We start from the raw sequence: 26,894 nt of genomic DNA, 5'->3' as shown, positions 1-26,894 counted from the left end.
TCCCTCGGCGGCCAGGCGACTTCCCACCGCTGACAAACGGCGTCCTCGCGAAGGACGGCTTCCCACGGCGGCCGGGCGGCGTCACTCGGCGGCGGGGCGGGGCTTCGGCAGGGTGCCGGGTGCGGGGGCGTCGCCGAGCCAGCGCAGCACGTCGTGGTCCTTCAACGGCCGGGCGAAGAGATAGCCCTGCCCGGAGGCGCAGCCCATGTCGAGCAGGATGGTCCGGACCGCCTCCGTCTCCACCCCCTCGGCGATGATGTCCAGGCCGAGGGTGCCGGCGAGCCGGACGATCCCCTCCACCAGCAGCCGCTGCCGCCGCGACGACGCCACCGTCTCGGTGAACGACCGGTCGATCTTGAGTACGTCGGCCGGCATCTGCTGGAGATAGCTCAACGACGAGAAGCCGGTGCCGAAGTCGTCGATGGCGACCCGCAGCCCCAGGGTGCGCAGCTCGGACAGCTCGGCCCAGACCGGCTCCTGGTCCCGCAGCAGCAGACTCTCGGTGATCTCCAGCATCACCCGGTCCGGCGGTACGTCGGCGGCGGTCAGCGCGGCACGCACGGTACCGACGAAGCCCGGGGTACGGAGCTGTCGGGCCGAGACGTTGATGCTGACGTACGGCACACCCTCGTCGCCCCGCTCCGCGCGCCACCGGGCCACCGCACCGGCCGCCTGGCGCAGCACGTAGTCCCCGATCGGCTCGATCAGCCCGGTCTCCTCGGCCAGCCCGATGAACAGCTCCGGCGGCACCGGCCCCCGCGCCGGATGGTGCCACCGGGCCAGCGCCTCGAAGCCGACCGCCGCCCCGGTCCGCATGTCGACGATCGGCTGGTAGTCGACCGAGAAGCTGAGCTTCTGCACCGCCTCGGTCAGCGCCGCCCGCAGCTCCAGCCGCTCCACGATCGCGGTGTGCAGCTCGGACTGGTAGCGGCACCAGCGCCCCTTGCCGGCCCCCTTGGCGACATAGAGCGCGAGGTCGGCCCGTTGCAGCAGCTCGCCCGCGTCGCTGGCGTCGGCCGTGGTGGCCACCCCGACGCTGACCGAGCCGTTGACCACGGTGTCGCCGACCTCCAACGGCTCGGCGAGCGCCCGGACCAGGTGGTCGGCGACCTGCTCGACCTGCTCCGGGTCGTCGGCGTCCGGGATGAGTACGGCGAACTCGTCGCCACCGAGCCGGGCCACCAGGTCGTTCGGTCCGACGATCTCCCGCAGCCGCTGACCGGCGGCGACCAGCAGCGCGTCCCCGATCGCGTGCCCGTGGGTGTCGTTGACCGCCGTGAACTCGTCGAGGTCGATGGAGAGCGTGCCGACGGTACGGTCGCCGTCCCGGGCCTTCTCCACCGCCTCGTACACCTGGTCCTGGTAGGAGGCCCGGTTGGCCAACCCGGTCAACGAGTCGTGCACCGACCGGTGGGTCAGCTCCTGCTCCAGCCGGACCCGTTCGGTGATGTCCCGCAACGTCAGCACGAAGCCGCGTACGGCCCGGTCCCGGCGCAGGTCCCGACAGGTCACCTCCAGCTGCACCCACTGCCCGTCGGGGCGCCGTACGCTCCAGTCGACCCCTCGACGGTCCGACTCGACCAGCGCCGTGTCGAGCAGGGCCGGGACCGAGAGCTGGTCCTCGGGCGAGAGCACCGTACCCAGATCGGTGCAGTCGGCCGGCTCGACGCCGAGCACGGGTCGGACCGACGGGCTGGCGTACCGGACCCGGTGGTCGTCGTCGACGATCAGGATCACGTCGGCGGCGTTCTGCACCAGGCTGCGGAAGTACGCCTCGCTGTCCCGGCGGTTGATCTCCTGGTTCAGGCTGATCCGTTCCAGCGCCATCGCCGCCTGCGCGGCCAGTACCTCCAGCGAGTCCCGCAGGGTCGGCAGCAGCCGGCTGTCGGTGGCGACCAGCAGCGCGCCGACCCGGGGTGCGCCGCTGGCCCCGCCGTCGACCCGGCCGTCACCGACCAGCGGGCAGAGCGCGACGCTCTCGAATCCGCGAAGCTGCTCGGCCAGCGCCGGTTGCAGGGTCCGGACCCGGAGCAGCCGGCTGCGCCGGGCCGCGGCCGTGGTCGGGGCGGGATAGAAGGGTGACGGCGTGGCCATCCCCGGTCCCCAGATGCTCACCGTGGTCGCCGGCACCCCGTCGGTGTGGTTGATCGTGAAGACCATCCGGTGCGAGGAGTGCCGGGGCACCAGCCGGGCCACCGCGGTCCGTACCGCCCGGCGTACCTCGGCGGTGTCGGTCGCGGCCACCAGCTCGGCGCCGGACTGCCGCAGGCTCCGCTCCCGGGCCACCGCCTGCCGGTGCCCGTCCACCGCGTCACCGAGCCGGCTCAGCACCAGCGCGAAGACCACGCCGCCGACCACGGCGATCACCGCGCCGTCCCGGACGTCGCCGTTGACCACCTCCAGCAGCAGCACCGCCGGGGCGAGCGTCGCGGCGATGCCGAGCAGTACCAGCCGGGTCTTGTCGATCTCGCTGTCCGGGGGCGCGGCCGGTTCGGTCAGCGTCGCCATCGACGGGTGCAGCGCGGCGGCCCCCCAGGCTACGTAGAAGGCGAGCCAGCCCAGCTCGTCCGGGCCGCCCGGCTGCCACGCGCCGCGCAGCAACGCGGCGCCGTAGCTGATGTCGGAGACGAGCATCCCGGCCGCGCCGGCCGCCAGGAGCAACCCGGCGACGCTGCCCCGCGAGGTCACCGCGACCCGCACGGCGGTGGCCAGCAACAGCACGTCGAGCAGCGCGTACGCGGCCAGCACCGACTGCTCGAAGGTGCTCGGCCCCGGCCCGACGAGGTACGGCCGGATCACCATCACCCAGAGCAGGAAGGCACCGGCGGTGGTGAAGATCAGGAAGTCGAGGAGTCCGGACCGGTCCCGGGCCCCGGTGGTGGAGCGGGTCAGCCCGAGCAGCCCCGCGCCGATCAGCGGCACCATCACCAGATAGAAGAGGTCGGAGACGAGCCCCGAGTCGGCCGGGGAATCGCCGAGCGGCAGGTTCGCGGCGAGCAGATAGACGGTGTCACCCGCCGCGAAGACCCCGAGCGCCGCGACGAAGAGCCACCAGGCGTACGCCCGCTGCGGCCGGTATCGGCGGATCCCGACCGCCACCGCCACCATGCTGGTCAACCCGAACGCGGCGGTCACCACCGGACGCGGCACCGGCAGGGCGAAGAAGCCGACCACCAGCGCGGCGTTCACCCCGGCATACCCGGCCAACAGTTTCCGAACTGACACAGCTCTCCTGCCGATCGTCGCTCCTGCCGATCGTCGCTCCTGCCGATCGTCGCCGACGGCTGCACCACCGGTCCAAACAGCTTCGCCGATGGGTCTACCAGTCCTCGATGCGCTTCGCCATCGCCCCGGCGGGTAGTGGTGGCGCCCGATGGGCAGTGAGCAACCCGGAACCTCCGGCGTCCGGCCTGATCGGACCTGCCGGGTCAGGCCGGACTGGACTGTGCCATCCGGACGATCAGGTCGGATTGGACTGTGCCATCCGGACGATCAGGTCGGCCCGGTCGACGGTGCCGGCGATCAACTCGGCGTTGCGCTGGTCGGTGCCCCGGGCCCGGGCCGCCGCCTCCCGCGGCTGCCGGCCGAACGCGATGTGCCGCTCGGTCAGCCGGTTCAGCCGTTCGGACTCGTCGAGTTCGAGGAACCACACCTCGTCGAGGAGGTCGCGCACCTCGCCCCAGGGCTGGTCGGGTACCAGCAGGTAGTTGCCCTCGACCACCACCAGCGGCACCGACGGCGGGACCGGGATCGCCCCGGCGACCGCCTCCTCCAGCTCCCGGCGGAACTCGGGCGCGTACACCGTCTCCGTGCCGGCCCGGAGCCGGCGCAGCAGCGCGACGAAGCCGGCACCGTCGAAGGTGTCCGGCGCGCCCTTGCGGGCGTGCCGGCCGAGCCGGTGCAGTTCGGAGTCGGCCAGGTGGAAGCCGTCCATCGGCACCAGCTCGGCGACGCCGCCCAGCGCCGTCACCAGCAGCCCGGCCAGGGTCGACTTGCCCGCCGCCGGCGCGCCGGTGATGCCGAGCAGCCGGCGCGACCCGGTCGACGCCAACGCGCGGGCCCGGGCCACCAACTGGTCCAGGGTGTGGGGAGACGGATCGGGGCGCACCCGGGAACTATCCCACCCCGCCGGCCGGCCGGGGTTCGCCGGCCGCGAGCCGGGGGAAGAGCGGCGCCGCCCTGGTGACCCCGAGGCCGCCCGGATAGCCGCCCCAGGCCAGGTCGTCGGGCACCCGTGGGGCGTACCCGTCGAGCCCGATCTGCCGCCAGATCCGCCCGGCGGTCTCCGGTACCGCCGGTGCGGCCAGTACGGCGACGATGCGCAGCGCCTCCAGCGCGTCGCCGAGTACCGTGGCCGCCTCGGTCGAGCCGGCCGGCGACCGCCACGGCTGCGCCGAGACCAGGTAGGAGTTGGTCGCCGCCACCAGCCGCCAGGCGGCGGCCAGCGCCTCGGAGGGCGCCCCGACCGACCACCCGGCCGCACCGGCCTCGGCCCACCGGGCGGCGGCCGGGGCGAGCGGCGAGGACGGGTCCGGAGCCGGGCCGGTCCCGGCACACCGGGACACCACCAGCGCGGTCACCCGGGAGAGCAGGTTGCCGAGGGTGTTGGCCAGGTCGGCGTTGTAGCGCGCCTCCACCGAGGCGAGCGAGAACTCCCCGTCCGGGCCGACCGGGTTGTCCCGGAGCAGGTGGTAGCGGAGCCCCTCCGGACCGAACCGGTCGAGCAGGTCGTCCAGGGCGACGGCCCGCTCCCCGGACTTCGCGATCTTGCTGCCGCGTTGCAGCAGGAAGCCGTGCACGGTGATCCGCTCCGGCAGCGGCAGGTCGGCGGCGAGCAGGATCGCCGGCCAGTAGACCGCGTGGAACCGCAGGATGTCCTTGCCGATGACGTGCCGGGCCGGCCACCAGCGGGAGTACTCCGGTGCGGGCCAGCCGGCGGGGTGAGATAGCTGCCGAGGGCGTCGAACCAGACGTACGTCACCTGGCTCGGCTCCCAGGGCAGCGGGATGCCCCAGTCCAGGCCGGCCCGGCTGATCGAGAAGTCGGTCAGTCCCCGGCGCAGCCAGCCGAGCGCCTCGTTGCGGCGGGCGGCCGGCCGGACCGCCTCCGGGCACCGGTCGAACCACTCGGCGAGCGGCCGGGCGAACTCGGAGAGCCGGAAGAACCAGTTCTCCTCGCCGACCAGCTCGGTCGGCCGGCCGTGCACCGCACAGACCAGCTCCGTCGCGTACGCCTCACAGCCGACGCAGTACCGCCCGTCGTACCGGCCGGGGCGGAGATGACCCGCCTCGTACACCCGGGTCAGCAGCTCGGTCACCGTCTCCCGGTGCCGTGCCGAGGTGGTACGGACGAACTCGTCGTACCCGATGCCGAGCCGGTCCCAGGTGGCCCGGAACCGGCCGGCGGTGCGGTCGGCGAGCGTGGCCGGCGCGATCCCGGCCTCGGCCGCCGCCCGGCGGACCTTGGCGCCGTGCTCGTCGGTGCCGGTGACCAGCCGGACCGGTCGCCCGCAGAGCCGCTCCCACCGGGCCAGCGCGTCGGCGAGCACCGTCGAGTACGCGTGACCGACGTGCGGCAGGTCGTTGACGTAGTAGATCGGCGTGGTCAGGTAGGTCATGGCGTCCTCCACGGAGGTGTCGGGAGGGGCCCTGACCTGCGCACACGAAAACGGGCCCCTCGAAGGATCGAGAGGCCCGTTCGACGCGGGCGGTGTGCGCCGCGACCTAGCTCCGGCCCCTCGGGGGCCGGCGCATCAGGCGGGTCTGGGTCGCGGCACTCATCGACGTCATCCTAGGGCGGCACGTCGCCCCCACGCACCGGCATTCAGCCGGTCGGCAGGGCATTGAGCCGGCCGGCAGGACATCGAGCCCGTCGGCAGGGCATCGAGCCGGCTATCAGGGCATTCGGTCGGGCGGCCTGCGTTCAGCCGGTCGCCAGCGGTGGCGGGGTGATCGCGAACCGGGCCTCGACGGTGGCGTGCACGGTCTGCACCTGCGGGTCGAGGTCGAGTTCGGGCGGGGCTCCGCCGGCCGCCCGGTAGCCCATGGCATGCCCGGCCCGGGTCATCATCAGCGGCTGCTCGGTCAGCCCGGCATCGGAGAGGTGCAGCAGCGCGGTCACCTCGGCGTCGAGCGCGTCGGCGTACTCCCGGGCCCGGGCGATCGCCTCCGCGACGGCGGCCCGCCGGGCCTCCCGGTGAACCGGGCTGCCGGGCCGCAGCGCCCACCACGGGCCGGCGACGGTCGTCTGGTCCTGGTCGGCGAGCCGGAGCATCAGCTCGCCGAGCATCCCGAAATCGGTCACCGTCACGGTGGTGGTGGCACTGCCGGCGTAACCGGTCACCTTCTCCCCGGAGCGCTTCAGCTCGGGGCGTACCCACAGGTCGCCGGTCTCCCGGCGCTCGATCGCGTCGCCGTACCCGTCGATCAGCGCCCGGACCGCCGCGGACCGCTCGGCCAGCCGGGCCAGCGCCGCCGGGCGGTTCTTGTCCCGGGCGACGACCGTCACCGAGAACCGGGCTATCTCCGGAGGGACCTCCCGGGCCACCTCACCACGCACCAGCACGAAGGGTTGCTCCGTCATCCGCCCACCCTAGTCCGCCTGCGACGCGGCGGCAGATCTCCGGAGCCGGCCCGGGCGGCGGTGCCGTGGTTCCGGTCGACGGGTCGGCTCAGGACGATCACTATGCTGTGCCGGCGCCCTCGACCGGCAGAGATGGGGATCCGATGCAGGACGAGCTGTTCACCCCGACGATCCAGGAGCGACCCGCGCCCGGCAAACCGCCGTGGCGGCCCGAGTCGATCCTGTACCCCGCCGCCTTCGGCGGCCCGCTGGCCGCGACCGCGCTGGGCCTCCTCAACGGCCGCCGGCTGGGGCTGCCCGGCAACCGTCTGCTCGCCATCGGTGCGGCCGGGCTGGTGGGTCTCTGCGCGCGGCTCGCGGTCAGCGCGGCCGTCGACGGCAACTCCGGGGTACGGGTGGCCGGCATGGTCACCGGCGCACTCGTCTGGCTGGTCGTACTCTTCTTCCAGCGTTCGCCGTTCCGGGTGTACACGTACGCCGGTGGCGAGCCCGCCAGCCTGGTCGGCCCCGGCTTCGCCGCGGCGATCGGCCTCGGCCTGCTGGAGGCCATGCTCATCCTGGTGCTGGTCCGATGAGCGCGCCGTCGTCCCTGCTGGCCCGGGCCGAGGCCCTGTTGCTGGCGGATCGGCCGCAGGAAGCCCTGGCGGAACTCTCCAGGCTGCCGGCCGCCGAGGCGGTCGACGTGCCCGCGACCCGGCTGCGCTGCGCCGCACTGGGCCAGTTGGACCGCTGGCCCGAGGTGGTCGAGGCCGCGCGCGCCGGTCTGGCCGCCGCCGGGCCGCACCCCGACCTGCTCTGGCACCTGGGCCGGGCCGAGCACCGGCTCGGCCACTCGCAGGTCGCCGAGCGGGCCCTGCTCGACGGGCTGGCGCAGGCACCACACGACGTCGACCTGCTCTGCACCTACGCCGACGTCTGCGCCAGCAACGGCCAGTTGGACAAGGCGGCGAAGCTCGTCGAGCGGGCGGCGGCGCTGGAGCCGGAGGCGCCGATCGTCTACGCCACCCGCATCCAGGTGGCTTTCAACAGCGGCGACGACCGCACCGCCGAGCGGATCAGCCGGGAGTTCGTCGGCGCCCACCCGGAGCATCCGGGCGCGCACGCGCTACTCGGCGAGACCAGTGCGGCCCGGGGCCGACTCGGCACCGCGTACGAGGGCTACCGGCAGGCCGCCGCCTCGATGCCCACCGAGCAGACGTTCGCCGAGTCCGCGCTGGAGCTGAGGATCGCGCAGCACCCGCTGATGCTGCCGGTACGCCCGGTGCTGCGCTTCGGCCCGCTGAAGGTCTGGCTGGCCGCGATCGCCGTGATCTTCGGGTTACGCGCGGTCGGCCTGCCCGGGTTCGCGGCGGTGGTCGGGCTGCTGTGGCTGGTGTTCTGCGTCTACTCCTGGGTCGTGCCGCCGCTGGTACGCCGCTGGCTCCGCCGGAACTGGCACTGAGGACCGGGCCGAGCACGCCACGAGGCGATCGTGCCGGCAACGCCCGGCGGCGTCAGCGCCACACGTCGGCGTCAGTCCGGTCGAGCGGTCCGTCGACGGCCGCGCCACCTGGCCGAGTATGGGAGCACGAACAGGTACAGGCCACTGAACAACAGCAGGACGAGCGGAAACAGCGGCAGGTAGAACACCCAGGCGGCGGGCTCCTCCTGGGTCAGCGCGACGAAGGTGGCGATCACGGTCACCGTGAAGGCAATGGACAGCCAACGGTGACTCTGCCGGATCACTCTGCTCCAGTTCACCGTAACTCCTCAGCGAGAACACCGGCCCGGATCCCGGCGACCTGCCGGGATCCGGCGGTACCGGATGGATGACGGTCACGCTAGTCACGGCGGGACGACGTGCGCTTCTCGAATCCTGATCGATCCGCTCACCCGTCCCGCCCGTCCCGCCGAGCGGCATCGGCGCTCCGAACGGGCTGTCGTGGCTGGTGTTCTGCGTCTACTCCTGGGTCGTGCCGCCGCTGGTGCGCCGCTGGCTCCGCCGGAACTGGCACTGAGGACCCGAGCCGACCGAGCCCGGCGAGGCTGGATGCTCGCGCCAGCCGGCGGGCTCGGTCAGCCTCACATCCGGGATCGCAGTACGTCGACCTCGCAGCCGGACGAGAACGGGTCGAAGCCGTGCTCGACCAGCCAGCGGACCGCCAGCAGGCTGCGTACCGACCACCACGCGCGGATCACGTCGAGGTCGACGTCGGCGCCGTAGCCGGCGAGTACGTCGTCGAGGCGCTCCTCGTGCCCGAATGTCAGGCTGGCGAGGTCGTACAGCGCATCGCCCCGGGCCGCCTCGGACCAGTCGACCACGCCGGTGACCTCGTCACCGTCGACGAACACGTGGGTGATCTGGAAATCGCCGTGTGTGAACACCGGTCTCCACGGCCGGAGCGCAGCCTCGGCGACCTGGCGGTTGCGGGTGACCAGGTCGGCGGGAAGGACGTTCTTCGCGACGAGCCACGCGCACTCGCCGTCGAGGTCCGCTGCGATCTCGTCGAGGCTCCGGCCCGGCCACGGCGGCAGCGGCGCGTCGTGCAGCTTCCGTGCGGCGGCACCCGCTGCGGCCCACGCCGTCGACGAGGCGCTGGACGGCTCGCCGAGGCGGCCGAGTGCCGTACCCGGGAGGGCGGCGAGCGCGAGCACGGGCGGCTTCCGCCACAGGACTTCCGGGGTCGGGATCGGTGCCATCGCCATCGCCTCGACCTCGACCTCGGTACGCGTCTGGTCAGAGTCGATCTTCAGGAACACGTCGCCGACGCGCAGTGTCGCGCGCTCCTTGTGGGCGACGACGACCTGGACCTGCGGCACCTGGGGATTATCGCGGGACGGTCACCGACGTCGCCACGAGTTTGTCGCGGACAAAGCCGGAGTGTGTGTCGCGGACGAAGAGCCCGGCGTGTGTGCCACGGACGAAGAGCCCGGCGTGTGTGCCACGGACGAAGCCGGTGTGCGGATCACGCGGTCCTCTTCCCGGGTCCACGCCGTTCGGCGTGTGCCACCGCAGGCGGGAGCGCGGCTCAGGATGGCTGGCGTGCGGCGTGGGTCCGGATGAGTCCTTCGACGCCACGGAGGAAGGTCTCGCAGATCAGTACCGGGTCGAAGAGACAGCCGGCCGCCATGGCGCCGTCGCGGAGCATGACGAAGTGCTGCGCGGCGGGCTCGGCGTCGGTTTTCTGGATGCCCGCCATCAGGGTGTTGACCGTGTCGAGGAACCACTGCCGGTGCGCGAGGACGGCTTGGTGCACCGGGTGGTCGGGGTCGGGGTACTCAGCCACGGCGTTCAGGAAGGCGCAGCCACGGAAGCCGGTGGACCGGATGCCCTGGGCGATCGACTCGGCAACGGCCCGGAGGGTCTCGGGCGCCGGTAGGCCGGCGGCGAGGGCGGTCTCCACCTGGCTGCGGATGGCGTGGTCGGCCGCGTTCAGATAGGCGAGGACCAGATCCTCCTTGCTCGGGAAGTGCCGATAGAAGGTCGCCCGGGTCACCTTCGCCTCGGTGACGATCCGGTCGACGCCGACCGAGTGGATCCCCTCGCCGTAGAAAATCCTGGTCGCCGTGTCGAGGAGCCGTTGTCGCGCCTCGGAGGGCCGGATGTCGGTCTCGCTACCTGCCATGACCCCATGGTAGCGAGAGGTAGAACGTTCTGTCTTGCGACGCCAGCCCGGAGCCGCTACCTTTGCCAAGACAGAACGTTCGTTCTCCCAGCGCGGTTTCTCCGATCGCGTCCCGTTCGATCGCGGTCGTCCCTCAGTTGCCGCCGAAAGGATCACCATGACCATCGTCACCGCACCCCGCAGCCCGGCGATCGCGTCCACCCTGCGGCGGCTGTACTTCGTCCGCTTCGCGTTCGCCATCGCCTGGGCCCTGGTGATGTTCACGATCGCCGGGCACCTCAACCCGCTCGTCGTGGCGCTGCTCGTGCTCTACCCCCTGTTCGACGTGGGCGCCGCCGTCGTCGACGCCCGCGCCTCGCGCGCCACCGGATCGCCCACCCTGCTGTACGTGAACGTCGCGGTCAGCCTGCTCGCCGCCGTCGGGCTGGCCGTCGCCGGCACGTCCGGCATACCGGCGGTGCTGCGCGTCTGGGGTGCCTGGGCGGTCGTGGCCGGGCTGGTGCAGCTGATCGTGGCGGTCAACCGGCGCGGGATGGGTGGCCAGTGGCCGATGATCGTCAGCGGTGGCATCTCGGTACTCGCCGGCGGGTCCTTCATCGCCGCCGCCGCCACGGACAACCCGGTGCTGACCAACGCGATCGGCTACGCCATCCCGGGCGCCGTCTTCTTCCTCCTCTCGGCCATCCGCCTCGGCCGCGCCGCCGGGGCGAACTGACCCGGAAGACGCCCTTCAGCGGCCGTCAGCAGGACGTTCGACCGTCAGCAGGACGGTTCGACCGTCAGCTCGGATACGCCTCCAGTTCCCAGAGTGAGTAGCCGTAGCCGGTACCCCGGGCGGTGCCGTTGATCCGCAGGTAGCGGCCGGCGGCGCCGAGCCCGGTGTGCTCGTCGGTGCCGCCGTCGCCGCCGGTCACCGACCGCACGGTGGTCCAGGCGGTGCCGTCGGTCGAGGTCTGGATCTGGTACGCGCTGCCGTACGCGGACTCCCAGGCCAGCTTCACCCGGCCGATCGGCCGCGCCGACCCGAGGTCCACCCGGATCCACTGTGGATCGGTGAACGCCGACGACCAGCGGGTCGCCGGATTGCCGTCCACCGCCGCCGAGGCGGGCACGTCGGCGCCCTCCGAGCTGGACGCGGTGGCGGGCCGGTTCAGCAGCAGGTTGCCGCCACCGCCCGGCCCGAACGGGGTGCCGTAGACCTCGAACTCCCAGAGCGAGTAGCCGAAGCCGGTGCCCCGGGCGGTGCCGTTGATCCGGACGTACCGGCCGGCGCCGGTCAGCCCGGGGTGGTCGTCGAGGCCGCCGTCGCCGCCGGTCACCGACTTCACGGTGGTCCAGGCGGTGCCGTCCGGCGAGGTCTGGATCTGGTACGCGCTGCCGTACGCCGCCTCCCAGTTCAGCCGTACCCGGCTGAGCTGGTACGACGCCCCGAGGTCGACGGTGATCCACTGCGGGTCGGCGAAGGCCGAGGACCAACGGGTGGCCGGGTTGCCGTCCACCGCCGCCGAGGCGGGCACGTCGGCACCCTGCACGCTCGACGCGGTGGCCGGCCGGTTGCGCGCCAGGTTGCCGGTCGGCTCGGGGTCCGGCCCCGGCCCGCCGCCCTCGCCGAGCAGGGTGAACTCGTCGATGTCGTAGAGCCCGCCGCCGGTGCCCCGGAACACCAGGTACAGCTCGTGGGTGCCGGCCGGCGCGGTGATGCCGCCGGTGACGTCCCGGAACTCGCCGTAGCCGCCGGTCGCCGGAACCGTCGCCGAGCCGATCAACTGTCCGGTCGGCGAGCCGACCCGGAACTCCAGGGTGTGCCCGCCGACGTTCGCGCCAACCCGGGCCGAGAACGACCGTACCCCGGTCAGGTTGTACGGGGTGAACGCGATCCAGTCCCCGTTGTCGACGTACCCGACCGCCCGGCCGCCGTGCGCCTGTCCCGGCGCGCTGGTCTGTACGCCGTTGCTCGACGAGTAGTGCTCGGCCTGGCGTACCCGCGGTTGCAGGATGCTCTGCGCGTGCGTGGTCAGCGGCGCCTGCCCGCCCCCACCGTTGTCGGTGTACTCGGCGTCGAAGACCCCGAAGACGTTCGCGGCGGCGCCGTGGTCGGCCTCGGCGAGCGTCCGGAGCGTGCCGGTGCAGCCCTGCGCGCTGGCCAGCAGGTGCGAGTGCGCGTCGTGCCCGAGCAGATAGTTGACCTTCACCCGGGAGCAGTCGACGCTGCCGTCCTGCGGGTCGGTCACCACCACCCGGAACGGCACCGTGTCGCCGAAGGTGAAGGTCTGGCCGTTGGCCGGCAACTCCAGCCGGACCGTCGGGGCGGTGTTGCCGACCGTGATCACCACGCTGCCGGTGGCGGTCTTGCCGGTCGAGTCCCGGACGGTCAGCGTCGCACTCCGGGTGCCGTTGCTCGAATAGGTGAAGGTCGGGTTCGGGGCGGTGGAGTCGGTGCTGCCGTTGCCGTCGAAGTCCCAGGCGTAGCTGATCGGGTCGCCGTCCGGGTCGAGGGTGCCGGCCGAGGAGAAGCTGACGGTCAGCGGCGCCACCCCGGAGGTCGGGGTCGCCGCCACCACCGGCTTGGGGGCACGGCCGCTGCGGGCGTACTCGATCCGGTAGACCGCCGAGTTCTCGTCGCCGTTGAAGAAGCCGGTGCCGTAGTCGAGCACGTAGAGCGCGCCGTCCGGGCCGAACTCCAGGTCCATCACCTGGGTACCGGACCACGGGAACGGGTTGATCTTGAACGGCTTCCCCGCCTCGTCGAGCACGATGTTCCGGATCCAGCGCCGGCCGAACTCACCGGCGAAGAACGTCCCGTGGTAGTACTCCGGGAAGGCCACCTCGGAGGTCGAGTTCGGGTCGTACCGGTAGACCGGGCCGGCCATCGGCGACAGCCCGCCGCCGGGGAACTCCGGCGGCTGCGACCCGGTGTACGGCAGCCAGGCCGGCACCGCCGCCGGCAGGTTCCGGATCCCGGTGTTGTTCGGCGAGTCGTTCACCGGCCCGCCCGCGCAGTTGTACTTCGGCCCGGACGGCCCGCTCGGGAAGGTGAACTCGTTGTACGCGTCGTTGTTGCCGGTGCAGTACGGCCAGCCGTAGAAGCCCGGCGCGGTGATCCGGGCGAACTCCACCTGCCCGGCCGGCCCCCGGTTCGGGTCGGCGGTGCCGGCGTCCGGGCCGTAGTCGCCCAGGTAGACCACCCCGGTGGCCCGGTCCACGCTCATCCGGAACGGGTTGCGGAACCCCATCGCGTAGATCTCCGGCCGGGTGTTCGCCGTCCCCGGCGCGAACATGTTGCCGGCCGGCACGGTGTAGCCGCCGCCCGCGCCCGGCCTGATCCGCAGCACCTTGCCGCGCAGGTCGTTGCTGTTCGCCGAGGTCCGCTGGGCGTCGAACGCCGGGTTCCGGCCGGCCCGCTCGTCGAGCGGGCTGAACCCGGCCGAGTCGAACGGGTTGGTGTCGTCGCCGGTGGAGAGATAGAGGTTGCCGGCGGCGTCGAAGTCGATGTCCCCGCCGACGTGGCAGCACATCCCCCGGCTGGTCGGCACGTCCAGCACCAGCGTCTCGCTCGCCAGGTCGATTGTGTTGTCGGCCCGTACGGTGAACCGGGAGAGCCGGTTGACGCCGTTCCATGGGGCGAAGTCGGCCGGGGTACCGGTGGCCGGGGCGCCGCCGCCGGGGGTGTTCAGCGGTGGCGCGTAGTAGAGGTACACCCAGCGGTTGCTGGCGAAGTTCGGGTCGGCCTTGATCCCCTGCAAGCCCTCCTCGTCCGAGGTGTAGACCGGGAGCCGGCCGGCGAGCTTGGTGTTGCCGACCGCGTCGGTGTGCCGGATCGTGCCGTCCCGGGCGGTGTGCAGTACGCCCCGGTCCGGCAGCACGGTCAGGCTCATCGGCTCGCCCGTCTCGGCCACCCCCTTGGCGAGGGTCACCTGCTGGAAGCTGCTGTCCACGGTGCCGCCGCAGACCCCGGGCTCGACCCCGGCCGCGCTGCGCAGCCCGCCGAGCAGGTGGGCCCGGAAGAGCGGCTCGGCGAAGGACTCGTCGGTGTGCCCACCGCCGGTGTACCAGGACCGGCCGCCGTCGTAGTTGTGGCACCAGGCGATCGGGTGGTCGTGCCCGTTCCCCCCGCCGGTGTAGGTCGTCTCGTCCAGGGTGGCCAGCACGTGCACCCTGCCGCGCGGGTTGGTCCGGAAGTTGTACCACTCGTCGCTGCGGTTCCAGCGCAGCGGCAGCGTACGGGTCGACGGGTGCACCCGGTCGGCGACCTTGACCGTGGCCGGCTGCGGTGCCGGGTGCGAGGCGAAGTACGCCCCGACCAGCCCGCCGTACCACGGCCAGTCGTACTCGGTGTCGGAGGCGGCGTGCACTCCGACGTACCCGCCGCCGGCCTGGATGTAGCGCTGGAAGGCGCCCTGCTGCGCGGTGTCGAGTACGTCCCCGGTGGTGGAAAGCCAGACGACCGCGTCGAACCGGGCCAGGTTGGCGTCGGTGAACGCCCCGGCGTCCTCGGTCGCCTCGACGGCGAAGTTGTTGGCGGTGCCGAGCTGCTGGATCGCCGCCACGCCGGGGCCGATCGAGCCGTGCCGGAAGCCGGCGGTCTTGGAGAAGACCAGCACGCTGAAGGCGGGGGCGGCACTCGCCACCGGCGGTGTCACCGCCACCGCGACGAGTACGAGAAGCAGGCTCAGCGCAGCGCCGAGCCAGGATCGTGTTGTGCCACGCACGGACCGGTCCCTTCGTCGACCGGGCGGTCCGCCGTGTCACGCCCTCTGGCCCGCGCCACCGGTGGTCACCGGAGGCGCGAGAGATGTGCATCCATCGTTGCGAGCGTGTTGCCACGACGTCAAGCGGTCGCGACGAAATTCCGAGAGCGCTCTCCGACGCCGTCACACCGACCTCGTCGGGCCCCGTCGCGCGGAGGGTCAGCCGGCCAGCCGGTCCGCGGCGGCAGCCACCCGCTCGTCGGTCGCGGTGAGCGCGACCCGGACGTGCCGGTTGCCGGTCGGACCGTAGAACTCGCCGGGCGCGACCAGGATGCCCCGCTCGGCGAACCACTGCACGGTGGTCCAGCAGTCCTCGTCCCGGCCGGCCCACAGATAGAGCCCGGCCGTGGAGTGCGCGATCTCGAAACCGGCCTTGACCAGCGCGTCGCGCAGCACCTCGCGGCGGGCGGCGTATCGGAGCCGCTGCTCGGCCACGTGTGCCTCGTCACCGAGCGCCGCGACCATCGCCGCCTGCACCGGCGCCGGCACGATCATCCCGGCGTGTTTCCGGACCGCCAGCAGTGCGCCGACGATGCTCCGGTCACCGGCGACGAAGCCGGCCCGGTAGCCCGCCAGGTTGGAGCGCTTGGAGAGCGAGTGCACGGCCAGCAGGTTGGCGTGGTCACCGCCGGAGACCGCCGGGTCGAGGATCGAGGTCGGCGTCTCCTCCCAGCCCAGCGAGAGGTAGCACTCGTCACTGGCCACCACCACGCCGCGCTCGCGGGCCCAGTCCACCACCTTGCGGAGGTGCTCCGGCGGGAGTACCCGACCGGTCGGGTTGGACGGCGAGTTGACCCAGAGCAGCCGGACCCGGGGGTCGGGACCGAGCGCGGTCAGGGCGTCGGCCCGGACCACCTCCGCGCCGGCCAGCCGGGCGCCGACCTCGTACGTCGGATAGCAGACCTGCGGGATCGCCACCACGTCGCCGGGGCCGAGCCCGAGCAGGGTGGGCAGCCAGCCGACCAGCTCCTTGGAGCCGATGGTCGGCAGCACGCCGACGGTCTCCGGATCGGCACCGCAGGACCGGGCGACCCACTCGGTGATCGCCGCGCGCAGCGCCGGGGAACCGGCGGTCAGCGGATAGCCGGGCGCGTCCGAGGCCGCCGCCAGGGCCGCCCGGATCGAGCCGGGCACCGGGTCGACCGGGGTACCGACGGAGAGGTCGACGATCCCGTCCGGGTGCCGCCCGGCCAGCGCCTTCGCCGGCTCGAGCAGGTCCCAGGGGAAGTCGGGCAGGTTGCCGGTACGGCCGGAGCGCCCCACCTCGGGCCTACGGCCGGCAGCCGGTGCCGGGCCGCTCAGTGCTCACCCCGAGGCGGCTGGGCCGCGACGAAGGAAGTGTCCTTCTCGATTTTGCCGATCTTGGAGGCTCCACCCGGCGACCCGAGATCCTCGAAGAACTCGTAGTTGGCGGTGGTGTAGTCCTTCCACTGCTCCGGCACGTCGTCCTCGTAGAAGATCGCCTCCACCGGGCAGACCGGCTCGCACGCCCCGCAGTCGACACACTCGTCGGGGTGGATGTAGAGCATCCGGTTGCCCTCGTAGATGCAGTCGACCGGGCACTCCTCGATGCACGCTTTGTCGAGCACATCCACGCACGGCTCGGCGATGATGTAGGTCACCGATCTTCTCCTCCGCAAGCCACGCCGCGATCGACCGCGACGGTAAGAGCCTAGTATGTCGCCGGGGAGGGGGTCGATCGTGCTCGGACGCCGCGATGTGGGACACCGGATAGTCGTTCGGCGGATTGTCGGAAATCAGAGCGGACGTACCCTCTTCAGCGACGCCCTCGGCGAGCTGGTCGACCTGACCGAGACCCATCTCACGCTGGCCACCGCGAACGGGCCGCTCCGGGTCCCGCTGGGCGAGGTGCACCGGGCCAAGCGGGTGCCGCCGGCCCGGCGCCCGAACGCGACGGCAGTGGTCGAACTCGAACTCGCCTCGGACGAGGCCTGGCCGGCACCGGTACGCGAAAGGCTCGGCGACTGGCTGCTGCGTACCGCCGAGGGCTGGTCCGGACGGGCGAACAGCGCACTGCCGGTGGGTGACCCCGACCGGCCGCTCGACGAGGCGATCGACGCGGTCCAGCGCTGGTACGCCGAGCGTGGCCGGCCGGCGATGGTCAACGTGCCGCTGCCGCTGGCCGCCCCGCTCGGCGCGGCGCTGGACGAGCGCGGCTGGACGGCCCGGCCGCTGGTACTCGTGCAGACCGCGCCGCTGACGACGATCCTGGAGACCGTCCCCGCCCGGCCGGACCTGCCGGCGCCGGAGCTGGCCGAGACGGCCTCGCCGGAGTGGTTCGCCCTGGCCGCCCAGCGCAAGGCGAGGCAGACCCGGCGGTACGCCCGGCTCGACGCGGACGGCGCCGGCCCGGCCGTCGACGCCGAGCGGCCCGCCGATCCCGGGGCTCCGGCCGAGTTGCCGGCCGCCGCCCGGCACATCCTCACCGCCGTGCGGCAGGTCCGCTTCGTCCACCTCTACGCCACGCCGCCGACAGATGGGCCGGGCGACGGCCCGGAACTGGTCGCGGTGGCCCGGGGCACGGTCACCGGTCAGGACCGGTGGCTGGGACTGAGCCTGATCGAGGTGGTCCCGGCGGCCCGCCGCCGTGGGCTCGCCCAGCACATGATCCGGGCGCTGGCGGAATGGGCGGCGGGGCTCGGCGCCAGCCGGGCGTTCCTCCAGGTCGAGGAGCACAACGAGGCCGCCGTCTCGCTCTATCGGCGGCTCGGCTTCACCACCCACCACACCTACCAGACCCGGGTCGCGCCGCAGTGACCCGACCCGGGGCGACGCGGGTCAGCGGCGTACGACCCGGCGGGGCTTGGACTGCTTCGCCTCGGCGTACCGCTTGAGCGACTGCGACCGGTAGTCCCGGCCGAACGCGGTGAGCAGCAGGTAGCCGACGAGTACCCCGCCGAAGGTGAAGCCGGCGTAGAGCCAGATCTGCGAGAAGAACGCCCCGGCCCCGGAGGCGAACGGCTGGCTGCCGCTGACGAACGGGCCGACGAGGACGGTCAGCAGCATCGCGACCAGTACGGCGAGCGCCATCTCGCCGCCCCACTCCGGCAGCGGACGGCGCTGCCCCCGGAGGAACGCGAGGGTCGCCAGGACCACCCCGATCGCGGCGAACATGCCCAGCGAGATCTGGTCCTGCACCTCGGTGTTGTCAGCGAAGCCGAACCGGGCCACCAGGCGGGCCGCGACGTTGATCCCGAACAGCACACCCGCGAGTACTCCGACCGGCAGCCAACGCTCCTTCATCGCACGTCCTCTTGCCTCGGGGCCCCTCCCATCCGGGGCTTCCTGCCACAGAGTTCTATCACCCGTGGCTGCCCGGATCCATGGTGCGAGCGGACCCGAACCGCAGCGGCGGCGGGCGCCGGGACGCGGGGGATGCTCCTATGGAAGTCAAGGGGTGTTGAGGGCGGTGAAGTCGGCGAGGAGGGCGGTGTGGACCTCGCGGACGATGTAGCGCTTGAGGCAGCGCATGATCTCTTTCTTGCTGAGTCCTTGTTTGGCGCCGGCAGCAGCGGGCGGACAAGTCCACGCGAAGGCACCAAAGGCCAGTCAGACGAAGAGTCACGCCCACTACTACCGACTATCAGCTCACCACTGATGAACCGACCCCGCCATGCTCACAGTCAGAGGAGCCGGCGTGCTCAGAGCATCTTGCGGAGCTTGAGCAGGTCGAACGGGTTGGCGTTGATCGACATCTGTCGGGAGGCGAGCGCCTTCGGCACGTCCAGTTCGCCCCGGACGAGACGGATCAGGTCGTCGCTGGTGGTGCTGAGCGCGATCTTCGCCTTGGGGTCGTCACCGTCGGCCAGGTCGACCAGGCGCCCGCCGGTCAACCGGCCGTGGAAGGCGGTGTCCAGGTCGGTGATCCGGCACGCCAGCGTGCGGTCGAGATCGACCTGCTTGCGTACCTTCTCGGCGTTGGCGTCCATCCGGGCCGCCAAATCGTGCAGCGCCTGCCGGCACTCGTCCACGGTCGCCATCGTCGTGCCCCCTCGCATCACGCCACGCCCGTCCCCCGGGCACCGTACCGCACTGGGCGGGTCGGGGCGCCCGGTAGCGTGACAACCTGAACAGTCGGCACCCGCGAAAGGACCGAGGTATGCAGGATGCGTGGCGGGCCTACCTTGAGCTGGCCCTCGGGCTGACGGAGGCGTCGAAGAAGCGCGCTCAGGCCGCCGCCAGAAAGCTGGTCGGCTCCAGCGGCGCCACCGCCGCCCAGTTGCAGACCATGGCCGAGGAACTGGTCTCCACCGGGATGGCGAACCGGGAGGCGTTGATCCGGATCATCCGCGTCGAGATCGACCGCACCCTCGCCGCGCTCGGCCTGGCCACGGCGGACGAGGTCACCACGTTGACCGACCGGATCTCCCGGCTGGAGCGCGAACTCGCCGCGGCTCGGGCCGGGACGTCCGGCGGCACCGCGAGTGCGGCGACCGCCCTGCGGCCCGCAGCCGGGGACGCGCCGACCGGGACCACCGCGCCGGTCCGCAAGGCGGTCGTCAAGAAGGCGGTCGCCAAGTCGACGGTCGGCAAGAAGGCGGTCGCGAAGAAGGCCGTGGCGAAAAAGGCGGTCGCGAAGAAGGCCGTCGCGAAGAAGACGGTGGCGAAGCAGGCCGCCGCGCCCGAGGCGGTCACCAGCCAGCCGGTCGACACGCAGGTGGTGGCGAAGAAGACGGTCGCGAAGAAGGCGGTCGCCAAGAAGAATGCCGCCAGCAAGGCGGTGGTCAGCAAGAAGTCGACTCCGGGCAAGGCCGTTGCCAAGCGGTCACCGGCGCCGGGCGGCGATGCGGCATGATCGCCGTCGTGGCCCGGGCCCGCCGGGCGACCGGACGTGGCGGAGGGGCGGCATGAGCCAGGTACCCGTACCGGGGCCGTTCCGGCCGGCTCCGCCCCCCTCGGCGGCGGCCCGGCCCGTTCCCGGCCCGGCCCCGGCCGGCGGGTCGAGCGCGCCGACCGGCCCGGACGGCGGCGGCTCCGGCCACCCCGCCGTGGACGCGGTACTCCAGGCGATGGCGAACGCCGCGAACCTGCCGCCGGCCGACCAGATCGCCCAGTACGAGGCGGCGCACCAGACCCTGCGGGAAACCCTCGCCACCATCGACCAGGCGTGAGCCCAGTCCCTCGGAGAACTCTCGATGGCACGTCGTACCCGGCTCGACGCCGAACTCGTCCGCCGCGGCCTGGCCCGGTCCAGGGAACAGGCCGCGGCGCTGGTCGAGGCGGGTCGGGTGCAGGTCCGCGGGGTACGGGCCCAGAAGGTGGCCGCGATGGTCGACCCGGCGGACCCGGTCCGGGTGCTCGGCGACGACCCGAGCACCGAGTACGTCTCCCGGGGCGGCCACAAGCTGGCCGGCGCGCTGGCGGCGTTCGCCCCCGAGGGGCTGGACGTCGCCGGCCGGCGCTGCCTGGACGCCGGGGCCTCAACCGGCGGTTTCACCGACGTGCTGCTCCGGGCCGGTGCCGCCGAGGTGCTGGCGGTGGACGTCGGCTACGGCCAGTTGGCCTGGGCGATCCGTACCGACGAGCGGGTCCGGGTATTCGAGCGCACGAATGTGCGTACCCTGACGCCCGACACCATCGGCGGCACCGTGACCCTCACCGTCGCGGACCTGTCGTTCATCTCGCTCCGCCTGGTGCTGCCGGCGCTGGCCGGCTGCACCGCCCCGGACGGCGACCTGGTGTTGATGGTGAAGCCGCAGTTCGAGGTCGGAAAGGAACGGGTGGGCAGCGGTGGGGTGGTACGCGATCCGCAACTGCGGGTCGAGGCGGTGCTCGCGGTGACCGAGGCGGCCGCCGGGCTCGGTCTCGGCCTGGCCGGCGTGGTGGCGAGCCCGCTGCCGGGGCCGAGCGGCAACGTGGAGTTCTTCGTCTGGCTGCGCGCCGACGCGCCGCCGCCGGACGAGGCCTCGGTGGCGGCGGTGGTGACGGCCGGGCCGACCGGTCCGGCCGTGGCGCGGGAGGGAGCCCGATGACCCGGACGGCACTGCTGGTCACGCACACCGGACGGCGGCGCAGCACCGAGCACGCCCGTACGGTCGCGGCGGACCTGATCCAGGCCGGCTTCGAGGTACGGGTGGTGGCCGAGGAGGCCGACGACCTCGAACTGCCCGGGGTGACCCCGGTGAGCCTGCTCGGCGCGGCCGAGGGTGCGGAGATCGTCTTCGCGCTCGGCGGCGACGGCACCTTCCTGCGCGCCGCCGACCTGGCCCGGCCGGCGAAGGCGCCGCTGCTCGGCATCAACCTCGGCAAGGTCGGCTTCCTCGCCGAGGCGGAGATCGACGACCTGGACGTGGCGGTCCGGGACATCGTCGACCGGAACTACACAGTGGACGAGCGGCTCACCCTCGACGTGCGTGCCGAGTTCGAGGGCGGGCCGGTGATCGAGTCGTGGGCGCTCAACGAGGTGAGCGTGGAGAAGGGCGAGCGGGCGCAGATGCTCGAGCTGCTCGTCGACGTCGACGGCCGGCCACTGTCCCGGTACGGCTGCGACGGTGTGGTCTGCGCGACCCCGACCGGCTCCACCGCGTACGCCTTCTCGGCCGGTGGGCCGGTGGTCTGGCCGGAGGTGGAGGCGCTGCTGCTGGTACCGATCAGCGCGCACGCCCTGTTCAGCCGCCCGATCGTCACCGCGCCGACGTCGACCTTCACCATCACGGTGGACCCGTTCACCACCCTGGCGGTGCTCTGCTGTGACGGTCGCCGGGTCTACGACCTGCCGCCCGGTGCCAGGGTCACCGTGCAGCGGGGCGCCCTGCCGGTGCGGGTGGTACGCCTGCGCGCCCGGCACTTCACCGACCGGCTGGTGGCCAAGTTCGGCCTGCCGGTGCACGGCTGGCGGGGCAACCGCCGCTGACCACGACGGGTGCCGACGGTGTCGCCGGCGGTCCGGGGCGGATGCCGGATACCGATCGGGACGCGCGCCCGGGTGGTCAAGTGTCGGGGCCCGCTACTACTGTCGGTTGCTGTGCTGGAAGAGCTGCGCATCACCGGACTGGGCGTCATCGAGGACACCACGCTGCCGCTGACCGGCGGCATGAACGTCATCACGGGCGAGACCGGCGCCGGCAAGACGATGGTGGTGACCGGGCTCGGCCTGCTCTTCGGCGGGCGGGCCGACGCCGGCCGGGTGCGGGCCGATCCCGGCCGGGCCGTGGTGGAGGGGCGGCTGCGGTTGACCGGCGCCGCCGCGACGGCGGTGCACGCCCGGGTGGTCGACGCGGGCGGCGAGCCGGACGACGACGGGTCGGTGCTGCTCAGCCGTACGGTCACCGTGGAGGGTCGGTCGCGGGCGCACGTGGCCGGCCGCAGCATGCCGGTGTCGATGCTGGCCGAGGTGGGCGAGCAGGTGTTGGCCGTGCACGGCCAGTCCGACCAGCTCCGGCTGCTCCGCCCGGCCGAGCAGCGGGCCGCGCTGGACCGGTTCGGCGGCCCGGAGCACGAGAAGCTGCTGGAGAGCCTGCGCGAGTCCTACACCCGCTGGCGGCGGGTCTCCGACGACCTCGCCGACCGGCGGCGCAACGCGCGGGAGCGCAACCAGGAGGCCGATCTGCTGCGGCTGGGCCTGGACGAGATCACCCGGGTCGATCCGCAGCCGGGTGAGGACGAGGAGCTCAAGGCCGAGGCGCAGCGGCTGGAGCACGCCGAGGGGCTGCGTACGGCCGCGCAGACGGCCCAGCTCTGCGTGGCGGGCGCGGCCGAGCCGACCGACGAGATGGCCGACGTGACGACCCTGCTCGGGCACGCCCGCCGGACGCTGGAGGCGCAGGCCGGGGTGGACCGGACCCTCGGCGACCTGTCGGCGCGGCTGGAGGAGGTCGCCACGCTGGTCGGCGACGTCGCGGCCGAGCTTTCGGGCTACCTCGCCGCGCTGGACGCCGATCCGGCCCGGTTGCAGGTCATCTACGAGCGTCGGGCGGCGCTGCGCGGCCTGACCCGCAAGTACGCCGACGACGTCGACGGGGTGATCGCCTGGGCGGACCGGGCCCGGACCCGGCTGGCCGAGCTGGACACCTCCGACGAGCTCCTCGACGAGCTGGACCGGGAGCGGCAGCGGCTGGCCGGCGAGGTGGCCGAGCTGGCGGGCCGGCTCTCGGCGGCCCGCCGCGAGGCGGCCACCCGGTTCGCCGAGCAGGTGACGGTGGAGCTGGCCGGGCTGGCAATGCCGCACGCCCGGATCGAGGTGGCGGTGCTGCCCCGGCCGGTCGGCAGGTCCGAGCCGGCGCTCACCGTCGACGGGGTCGAGGTCGGGGTCGGTCCGGACGGGGCGGACGAGGTCGAGCTGCGGCTGCTGGCCCATCCGGGGGCACCGTCGCTGCCGCTGCAACGCGGCGCCTCGGGCGGGGAGCTGTCCCGGGTGATGCTCGCCATCGAGGTGGTCTTCGCCGGTTCCGGCGGGCCGCCCACGCTGGTCTTCGACGAGGTCGACGCCGGGGTCGGCGGGCAGGCGGCGGTGGAGATCGGCCGCCGGCTGGCCCGGTTGGCCCGCAGTCACCAGGTGCTGGTGGTGACCCACCTGCCGCAGGTGGCGGCCTTCGCCGACCGGCACCTGGTGGTGGCCAAGGACACCGGCGGCGCCGTGACCACCAGCGGGGTACGGGTGGTGGAGGACACGGACCGGGCCCGGGAACTGGCCCGGATGCTCGCCGGTTTGCCGGATTCCGATCTGGGTATCGCCCATGCGGAGGAACTCCTGGCGGTGGCTGCCCGGGAACGACACTCCTGAGCTGCGGCGCCGCGTGCGCAGCGGAGCGTGACCCCGACGGCCACGATCCGTGGTACCGAATCGAACGGTGTGACGCCGACCACACCCGGCCGGGCATCCATGTGGTTCCCTTGGGGTGGCGGCCCTGCTCAGGCATGTCGCGACAGAAAGCTCTGCCTCACATGCCAGGATGGTTGGGATGCGTTTACCCACGTTGCGCCGGGCCCGGAGCGCGGAACCGGGCAAAGTCGTCGGCACCGCGCGCCTCGACCGCCGGACCAAGCGCCTGGTCAGCCGGCTGCGTCCGGGTGACATCGCGGTGATCGACCATGTCGACCTGGACCGGGTGGCGGCCGACTCGCTGGTCGCGGTCGGCGTCGCCGCGGTGCTCAACGCCAAGCCGTCGGTCTCCGGCCGCTATCCGAACCTCGGCCCCGAGGTGTTGATCAAGGCGGGCATCCCCCTCCTCGACGACCTCGGCGAGGGCATCTTCCAGCAGATCCGGGAGGGCGACACCGTCCGGATCGACGGCAACACCGTGCTGCTCGACGACGAACCGGTCGGGCACGGCAGCCGGCAGGACGCCGAGTCGGTCGCGAAGGCGATGTCGGACGCCCGGGAAGGGCTGTCGGTGCAGTTGGAGGCGTTCGCCGCCAACACCATGGAATACCTCAAGCAGGAGCGGGAGCTGCTGCTCGACGGTGTCGGCGTGCCGGACGTCGAGACCCCGATCCGGGGCCGGCACTGCCTGATCGTGGTCCGGGGCTACGACTACAAGGCCGACCTCGACGTGCTGCGCCCGTACATCCGGGAGTTCAAGCCGGTGCTGATCGGCGTGGACGGCGGCGCGGACGCGCTGGTGGAGGCGGGCTACACCCCCGATCTGATCATCGGCGACATGGACTCGGTCACCGACGACGTGCTGCGCTGCGGCGCCGAGGTGATCGTGCACGCCTACCCGGACGGGCGGGCGCCGGGACTGGCCCGGGTGAACGGGCTCGGCGTGACCGCGCAGACCTTCCCGGCCGCCGCCACCAGCGAGGACCTGGCGATGCTGCTCGCCGACGGCAAGGGCGCCTCGCTGATCGTCGCGGTGGGCACCCACGCCACCCTGGTCGAGTTCCTGGACAAGGGGCGCGGCGGCATGGCCTCCACCTTCCTGACCCGGCTCAAGGTCGGCGGCAAGCTGGTCGACGCCAAGGGGGTGAGCCGGCTCTACCGGCAGAGCATCTCCGGGTCGTCGCTGTTGCTGCTGGTGCTCTCGGCGCTGGCCGCGATGGCGTCCGCGGTCGCCGTCTCCACCGTCGGAAAGGCTTACCTCGGGGTCGCCTCCGAGTGGTGGGACAATGTCGTATTCCAGCTTGGACAGCTCTTCTAGGCCCGTGCTGGTGTCCTCCCGGCCCCGATTGATGATCAAGAGGCTCTTGTCGTGATCAATTTCCGGTACCACGTGGTCTCGCTGACCGCGGTGTTCCTCGCCCTGGCGATCGGTCTGGTCGTGGGTACGGCGGCGCTGAACGGTCCGGTCGCCGACTCGCTCAAGGATCGGGTCAACGCGCTGGGCAAGCACAACGAGCAGCTCCGCGAGTCGGTGAACAACCTGGAGACCGAGGTCCAGCGCGAGGAGGACTTCGTCAGGGAAGCGGCACCGCACATGCTCAAGGGCACCCTCGCCGGCCGGCGGGTCCTGGTCCTGGTGCTGCCGAGCGGGCAGGACCAGGTCGACGGGGTCGTCGAGATGCTCCGGCTGGGCGGTGCCTCGGTCACCGGGCGGATCGACGTACAGGAGAAGTTCCTCGACCCGGACAGCAGCGTCCTGCTGCTGGGCGTCGCCGCCAAGGCGGCCAGACCGACCGTCCCGGACGTCGGGCTGCCCAGCAGCGAGGGCGTGGAGAAGTCCAGCGCCCTGCTGGCCAGCGCCCTGCTCGACCGTCCGGAGGGCGGTTCGCCGGTGACCGACGCCGACCGCCGCTCGGTGCTGGACGACTACAGCGAAGAGGGCTACCTCAACGTGCCCGACAAGATCGCCGGTCCCGCCGAGGCGGTCGTGGTGGTCAGCGGGCAGCCGTACGTCGACCGGGACGCGACCCGCAAGGACCGGTCCGTGGTGCAGCTCGCCGAGCAGTTCGACAAGGCCGGGGCGATCGTGGTGGCCGGCAACGGCAGCAGCGGCGGGAACCTCGTCGCCGAGGTACGCCGGGATCCCGCGCTCTCCAAGACCATCTCGACCGTCGACAACGCCAACACCGTGCAGGGACAGCTCGTCACCGCGCTGGCGCTCACCCGGCAGATCACCGAGAAGCAGGCCGGCGCGTACGGCGTCGGTGCAGGTGCCGAATCGCTGCTGCCGGAAATGCCCGAGTGACCGCCCGACCCAGGGGCGCCCGGGCCCGGGCGCTCGGCGTCGGCGTGCTGCTCGCCGGTGCCGCCCTGCGCGGCGTGCTCGCCGGCCCGTGGGCGGCCGGGCTGCGCCGTACCAACTTCCGGGGCCGCACCGTCACCCTCGCCGCCGGCCCGGCGCTCGCCGCCGGAGCCGCCGCCGGTGCCGCCGCGGGTGCGCCGAGCCGCCCGGCCGGCGGCGCCGCCCTGGTCGCCGGCCTGGCCTGCGGGGCGGTCGGGCTCTACGACGACGTGGTCGGCGCCCGGCCGGAGCAGAAGACCGCCAAGGGCTTCGCCGGACACCTCGCCGCACTCCGCCAGGGGCGGGTGACCAGCGGCGTCGTCAAGATCGCCGGGGTCGGCGCCGCCGGCCTGGCCGCCGCCGCCCTGCTCGCCGCCGACCCGACGGTCCGGTCCCACCCCGGCCGCCGCCGCACCGGACGCGCCGCCGGAACCCTCGACCTGCTGCTCGGCGCGGGCGTCATCGCCGGTACGGCCAACCTGGTCAACCTGCTCGACCTGCGGCCGGGACGCGCACTCAAGTCCGGCGTGCTGCTCGGCGCGCCGCTGCTGCCCGGCCCGACCGGTGGACTCGCCGCCGGACCGGTCGGCGCCGCCGCCGCGCTGCTCCCGGCCGACCTCGACGAACGCGTGATGCTCGGCGACAGCGGGGCGAACGCCCTCGGCGCGCTGCTCGGCGTCGCGCTCGCCGCCCGTACCGGGCCGGTGGGGCGGGCCGGGACGCTCGCCGTGATCGCCGCGCTCACCGCCACCAGCGAGAAGGTCAGCTTCACCCAGGTGATCCAGAACACCCCGGGGTTGCGCGAACTGGACGCCCTGGGCCGGCGACACTCCTGA

Annotated in this window: 24 protein-coding genes and 2 pseudogenes; 12 read left to right on the top strand and 14 right to left on the bottom strand. The window is 72.9% G+C overall.

Translation table 11 applies throughout. The annotated features are described in order from the left end of the window. Positions 1 to 81: 81 nt before the first annotated feature. The 6 genes and pseudogenes from C6361_RS36145 to C6361_RS36130 all read right to left on the bottom strand — a co-directional run bounded on the left by C6361_RS36145 (position 82) and on the right by C6361_RS36130 (position 6,582). Entirely contained in the window at positions 82 to 3,225 is a 3,144-nt protein-coding gene (locus C6361_RS36145; protein ID WP_159079642.1) for a bifunctional diguanylate cyclase/phosphodiesterase, read from the bottom strand. 235 nt (positions 3,226 to 3,460) lie between these two features. Then, on the bottom strand, positions 3,461 to 4,108 hold the full coding sequence (locus tag C6361_RS36140) for a nucleoside/nucleotide kinase family protein (RefSeq protein WP_107257883.1): 648 nt from the start codon (positions 4,106 to 4,108) through the stop codon (positions 3,461 to 3,463). Between the two features lie 7 nt (positions 4,109 to 4,115). Continuing rightward, on the bottom strand, positions 4,116 to 4,637 hold the full coding sequence (locus tag C6361_RS38670) for a hypothetical protein (RefSeq protein WP_234359214.1): 522 nt from the start codon (positions 4,635 to 4,637) through the stop codon (positions 4,116 to 4,118). Then, a pseudogene (locus tag C6361_RS39405) lies at positions 4,638 to 4,871 on the bottom strand (class I tRNA ligase family protein); the annotation flags it as partial. Between the two features lie 80 nt (positions 4,872 to 4,951). Continuing rightward, positions 4,952 to 5,617: pseudogene (locus C6361_RS39400) on the bottom strand (class I tRNA ligase family protein); the annotation flags it as partial. Positions 5,618 to 5,922: 305 nt separating this feature from the next. Then, positions 5,923 to 6,582 (bottom strand): SIMPL domain-containing protein, encoded by a 660-nt coding sequence (locus C6361_RS36130; protein WP_107257882.1) that lies wholly within the window; start codon positions 6,580 to 6,582, stop codon positions 5,923 to 5,925. Positions 6,583 to 6,725: 143 nt separating this feature from the next. Here C6361_RS36130 and C6361_RS36125 point away from each other — a divergent pair, with 143 nt between their 5' ends. Both C6361_RS36125 and C6361_RS36120 read left to right on the top strand, forming a co-directional pair. Next, positions 6,726 to 7,157, top strand: a complete 432-nt coding sequence (locus C6361_RS36125) for a hypothetical protein (protein ID WP_107270580.1) — start codon at positions 6,726 to 6,728, stop codon at positions 7,155 to 7,157. Further along, positions 7,154 to 8,023, top strand: coding sequence for a M48 family metallopeptidase (locus C6361_RS36120; protein ID WP_107270579.1), 870 nt, complete (start codon positions 7,154 to 7,156; stop codon positions 8,021 to 8,023). Before C6361_RS36125 ends, C6361_RS36120 begins: the two co-directional genes overlap by 4 nt. Before the next feature lie 71 nt (positions 8,024 to 8,094). Here the strand turns inward: C6361_RS36120 and C6361_RS36115 are convergent, their stop codons facing one another. From C6361_RS36115 to C6361_RS36105, 3 genes are all read right to left on the bottom strand, one after another. Next, on the bottom strand, positions 8,095 to 8,322 hold the full coding sequence (locus C6361_RS36115) for a hypothetical protein (RefSeq protein WP_107257879.1): 228 nt from the start codon (positions 8,320 to 8,322) through the stop codon (positions 8,095 to 8,097). 321 nt (positions 8,323 to 8,643) lie between these two features. Further along, complete coding sequence (locus C6361_RS36110) at positions 8,644 to 9,381, bottom strand: phosphotransferase (protein ID WP_107270578.1); 738 nt, start codon at positions 9,379 to 9,381, stop codon at positions 8,644 to 8,646. 209 nt (positions 9,382 to 9,590) lie between these two features. After that, positions 9,591 to 10,187: a TetR/AcrR family transcriptional regulator gene (locus tag C6361_RS36105; RefSeq protein WP_107270577.1), complete on the bottom strand. Its 597-nt coding sequence runs from the start codon at positions 10,185 to 10,187 to the stop codon at positions 9,591 to 9,593. A gap of 157 nt (positions 10,188 to 10,344) precedes the next feature. Here C6361_RS36105 and C6361_RS36100 point away from each other — a divergent pair, with 157 nt between their 5' ends. After that, positions 10,345 to 10,902, top strand: coding sequence for a hypothetical protein (locus tag C6361_RS36100; protein ID WP_107270576.1), 558 nt, complete (start codon positions 10,345 to 10,347; stop codon positions 10,900 to 10,902). Between the two features lie 64 nt (positions 10,903 to 10,966). On the opposite strand, the gene C6361_RS36095 is transcribed toward C6361_RS36100, so the two are convergent. The 3 genes from C6361_RS36095 to fdxA all read right to left on the bottom strand — a co-directional run bounded on the left by C6361_RS36095 (position 10,967) and on the right by fdxA (position 16,557). Next, a complete protein-coding gene (locus C6361_RS36095) occupies positions 10,967 to 14,896 on the bottom strand; it encodes a ThuA domain-containing protein (protein WP_107270575.1) in 3,930 nt (1,309 codons plus the stop codon). Between the two features lie 198 nt (positions 14,897 to 15,094). Continuing rightward, entirely contained in the window at positions 15,095 to 16,198 is a 1,104-nt protein-coding gene (gene dapC / locus C6361_RS36090) for a succinyldiaminopimelate transaminase (RefSeq protein WP_107270574.1), read from the bottom strand. 35 nt (positions 16,199 to 16,233) lie between these two features. After that, the gene (fdxA, locus tag C6361_RS36085; RefSeq protein WP_107257873.1) at positions 16,234 to 16,557 is read right to left on the bottom strand and encodes a ferredoxin; all 324 of its coding nucleotides are present in this window, start codon (positions 16,555 to 16,557) and stop codon (positions 16,234 to 16,236) included. 79 nt (positions 16,558 to 16,636) lie between these two features. Here fdxA and C6361_RS36080 point away from each other — a divergent pair, with 79 nt between their 5' ends. After that, on the top strand, positions 16,637 to 17,713 hold the full coding sequence (locus C6361_RS36080) for a GNAT family N-acetyltransferase (protein ID WP_107270573.1): 1,077 nt from the start codon (positions 16,637 to 16,639) through the stop codon (positions 17,711 to 17,713). Between the two features lie 21 nt (positions 17,714 to 17,734). On the opposite strand, the gene C6361_RS36075 is transcribed toward C6361_RS36080, so the two are convergent. Beyond that, on the bottom strand, positions 17,735 to 18,199 hold the full coding sequence (locus C6361_RS36075; protein WP_107270572.1) for a hypothetical protein: 465 nt from the start codon (positions 18,197 to 18,199) through the stop codon (positions 17,735 to 17,737). A 398-nt stretch (positions 18,200 to 18,597) separates the two neighbouring features. Continuing rightward, positions 18,598 to 18,936 carry an SCP2 sterol-binding domain-containing protein gene (locus tag C6361_RS36070; RefSeq protein ID WP_107260121.1) on the bottom strand — a complete coding sequence of 113 codons (339 nt, stop codon included), beginning with the start codon at positions 18,934 to 18,936 and terminating at the stop codon, positions 18,598 to 18,600. A gap of 119 nt (positions 18,937 to 19,055) precedes the next feature. On the opposite strand from C6361_RS36070, the gene C6361_RS36065 reads away from it, so the two are divergent. From C6361_RS36065 to C6361_RS36030, 8 genes are all read left to right on the top strand, one after another. Then, the gene (locus tag C6361_RS36065) at positions 19,056 to 19,751 is read left to right on the top strand and encodes a phasin family protein (RefSeq protein WP_107270571.1); all 696 of its coding nucleotides are present in this window, start codon (positions 19,056 to 19,058) and stop codon (positions 19,749 to 19,751) included. A gap of 52 nt (positions 19,752 to 19,803) precedes the next feature. Continuing rightward, positions 19,804 to 20,067: a hypothetical protein gene (locus tag C6361_RS36060; RefSeq protein WP_107260117.1), complete on the top strand. Its 264-nt coding sequence runs from the start codon at positions 19,804 to 19,806 to the stop codon at positions 20,065 to 20,067. A 24-nt stretch (positions 20,068 to 20,091) separates the two neighbouring features. Then, positions 20,092 to 20,928, top strand: a complete 837-nt coding sequence (locus C6361_RS36055) for a TlyA family RNA methyltransferase (protein ID WP_107270570.1) — start codon at positions 20,092 to 20,094, stop codon at positions 20,926 to 20,928. Then, positions 20,925 to 21,809, top strand: a complete 885-nt coding sequence (locus C6361_RS36050; RefSeq protein WP_107270569.1) for an NAD kinase — start codon at positions 20,925 to 20,927, stop codon at positions 21,807 to 21,809. The genes C6361_RS36055 and C6361_RS36050 overlap by 4 nt, the downstream gene beginning before the upstream one ends. A 111-nt stretch (positions 21,810 to 21,920) precedes the next feature. Further along, positions 21,921 to 23,678 carry a DNA repair protein RecN gene (gene recN / locus C6361_RS36045; protein ID WP_107270568.1) on the top strand — a complete coding sequence of 586 codons (1,758 nt, stop codon included), beginning with the start codon at positions 21,921 to 21,923 and terminating at the stop codon, positions 23,676 to 23,678. 178 nt (positions 23,679 to 23,856) lie between these two features. Beyond that, positions 23,857 to 25,035 (top strand): putative cytokinetic ring protein SteA, encoded by a 1,179-nt coding sequence (gene steA, locus C6361_RS36040; RefSeq protein ID WP_107260110.1) that lies wholly within the window; start codon positions 23,857 to 23,859, stop codon positions 25,033 to 25,035. 51 nt (positions 25,036 to 25,086) lie between these two features. Continuing rightward, on the top strand, positions 25,087 to 26,022 hold the full coding sequence (locus C6361_RS36035; protein ID WP_107260109.1) for a copper transporter: 936 nt from the start codon (positions 25,087 to 25,089) through the stop codon (positions 26,020 to 26,022). Further along, positions 26,019 to 26,894 carry a hypothetical protein gene (locus C6361_RS36030; protein ID WP_107270567.1) on the top strand — a complete coding sequence of 292 codons (876 nt, stop codon included), beginning with the start codon at positions 26,019 to 26,021 and terminating at the stop codon, positions 26,892 to 26,894. Before C6361_RS36035 ends, C6361_RS36030 begins: the two co-directional genes overlap by 4 nt.

Source organism: Plantactinospora sp. BC1, assembly GCF_003030345.1.
In the GTDB taxonomy this organism is placed as follows: Bacteria; Actinomycetota; Actinomycetes; order Mycobacteriales; family Micromonosporaceae; genus Plantactinospora.
Note: the sequence above shows the minus strand (reverse complement) of the source record. Positions and strands in the feature narration are given on the sequence as shown.

What these genes read in the sequence shown, in the direction of transcription:
- C6361_RS36130 (WP_107257882.1), bottom strand. Translation starts at nt 6,582, where the DNA reads ATGACGGAGCAACCCTTCGTGCTGGTGCGTGGTGAGGTGGCCCGGGAG.
- C6361_RS36125 (WP_107270580.1), top strand. Translation starts at nt 6,726, where the DNA reads ATGCAGGACGAGCTGTTCACCCCGACGATCCAGGAGCGACCCGCGCCC.
- C6361_RS36120 (WP_107270579.1), top strand. Translation starts at nt 7,154, where the DNA reads ATGAGCGCGCCGTCGTCCCTGCTGGCCCGGGCCGAGGCCCTGTTGCTG.
- C6361_RS36105 (WP_107270577.1), bottom strand. Translation starts at nt 10,187, where the DNA reads ATGGCAGGTAGCGAGACCGACATCCGGCCCTCCGAGGCGCGACAACGG.
- C6361_RS36100 (WP_107270576.1), top strand. Translation starts at nt 10,345, where the DNA reads ATGACCATCGTCACCGCACCCCGCAGCCCGGCGATCGCGTCCACCCTG.
- C6361_RS36075 (WP_107270572.1), bottom strand. Translation starts at nt 18,199, where the DNA reads ATGAAGGAGCGTTGGCTGCCGGTCGGAGTACTCGCGGGTGTGCTGTTC.
- C6361_RS36070 (WP_107260121.1), bottom strand. Translation starts at nt 18,936, where the DNA reads ATGGCGACCGTGGACGAGTGCCGGCAGGCGCTGCACGATTTGGCGGCC.
- C6361_RS36065 (WP_107270571.1), top strand. Translation starts at nt 19,056, where the DNA reads ATGCAGGATGCGTGGCGGGCCTACCTTGAGCTGGCCCTCGGGCTGACG.
- C6361_RS36060 (WP_107260117.1), top strand. Translation starts at nt 19,804, where the DNA reads ATGAGCCAGGTACCCGTACCGGGGCCGTTCCGGCCGGCTCCGCCCCCC.
- C6361_RS36055 (WP_107270570.1), top strand. Translation starts at nt 20,092, where the DNA reads ATGGCACGTCGTACCCGGCTCGACGCCGAACTCGTCCGCCGCGGCCTG.
- C6361_RS36050 (WP_107270569.1), top strand. Translation starts at nt 20,925, where the DNA reads ATGACCCGGACGGCACTGCTGGTCACGCACACCGGACGGCGGCGCAGC.
- steA (WP_107260110.1), top strand. Translation starts at nt 23,857, where the DNA reads ATGCGTTTACCCACGTTGCGCCGGGCCCGGAGCGCGGAACCGGGCAAA.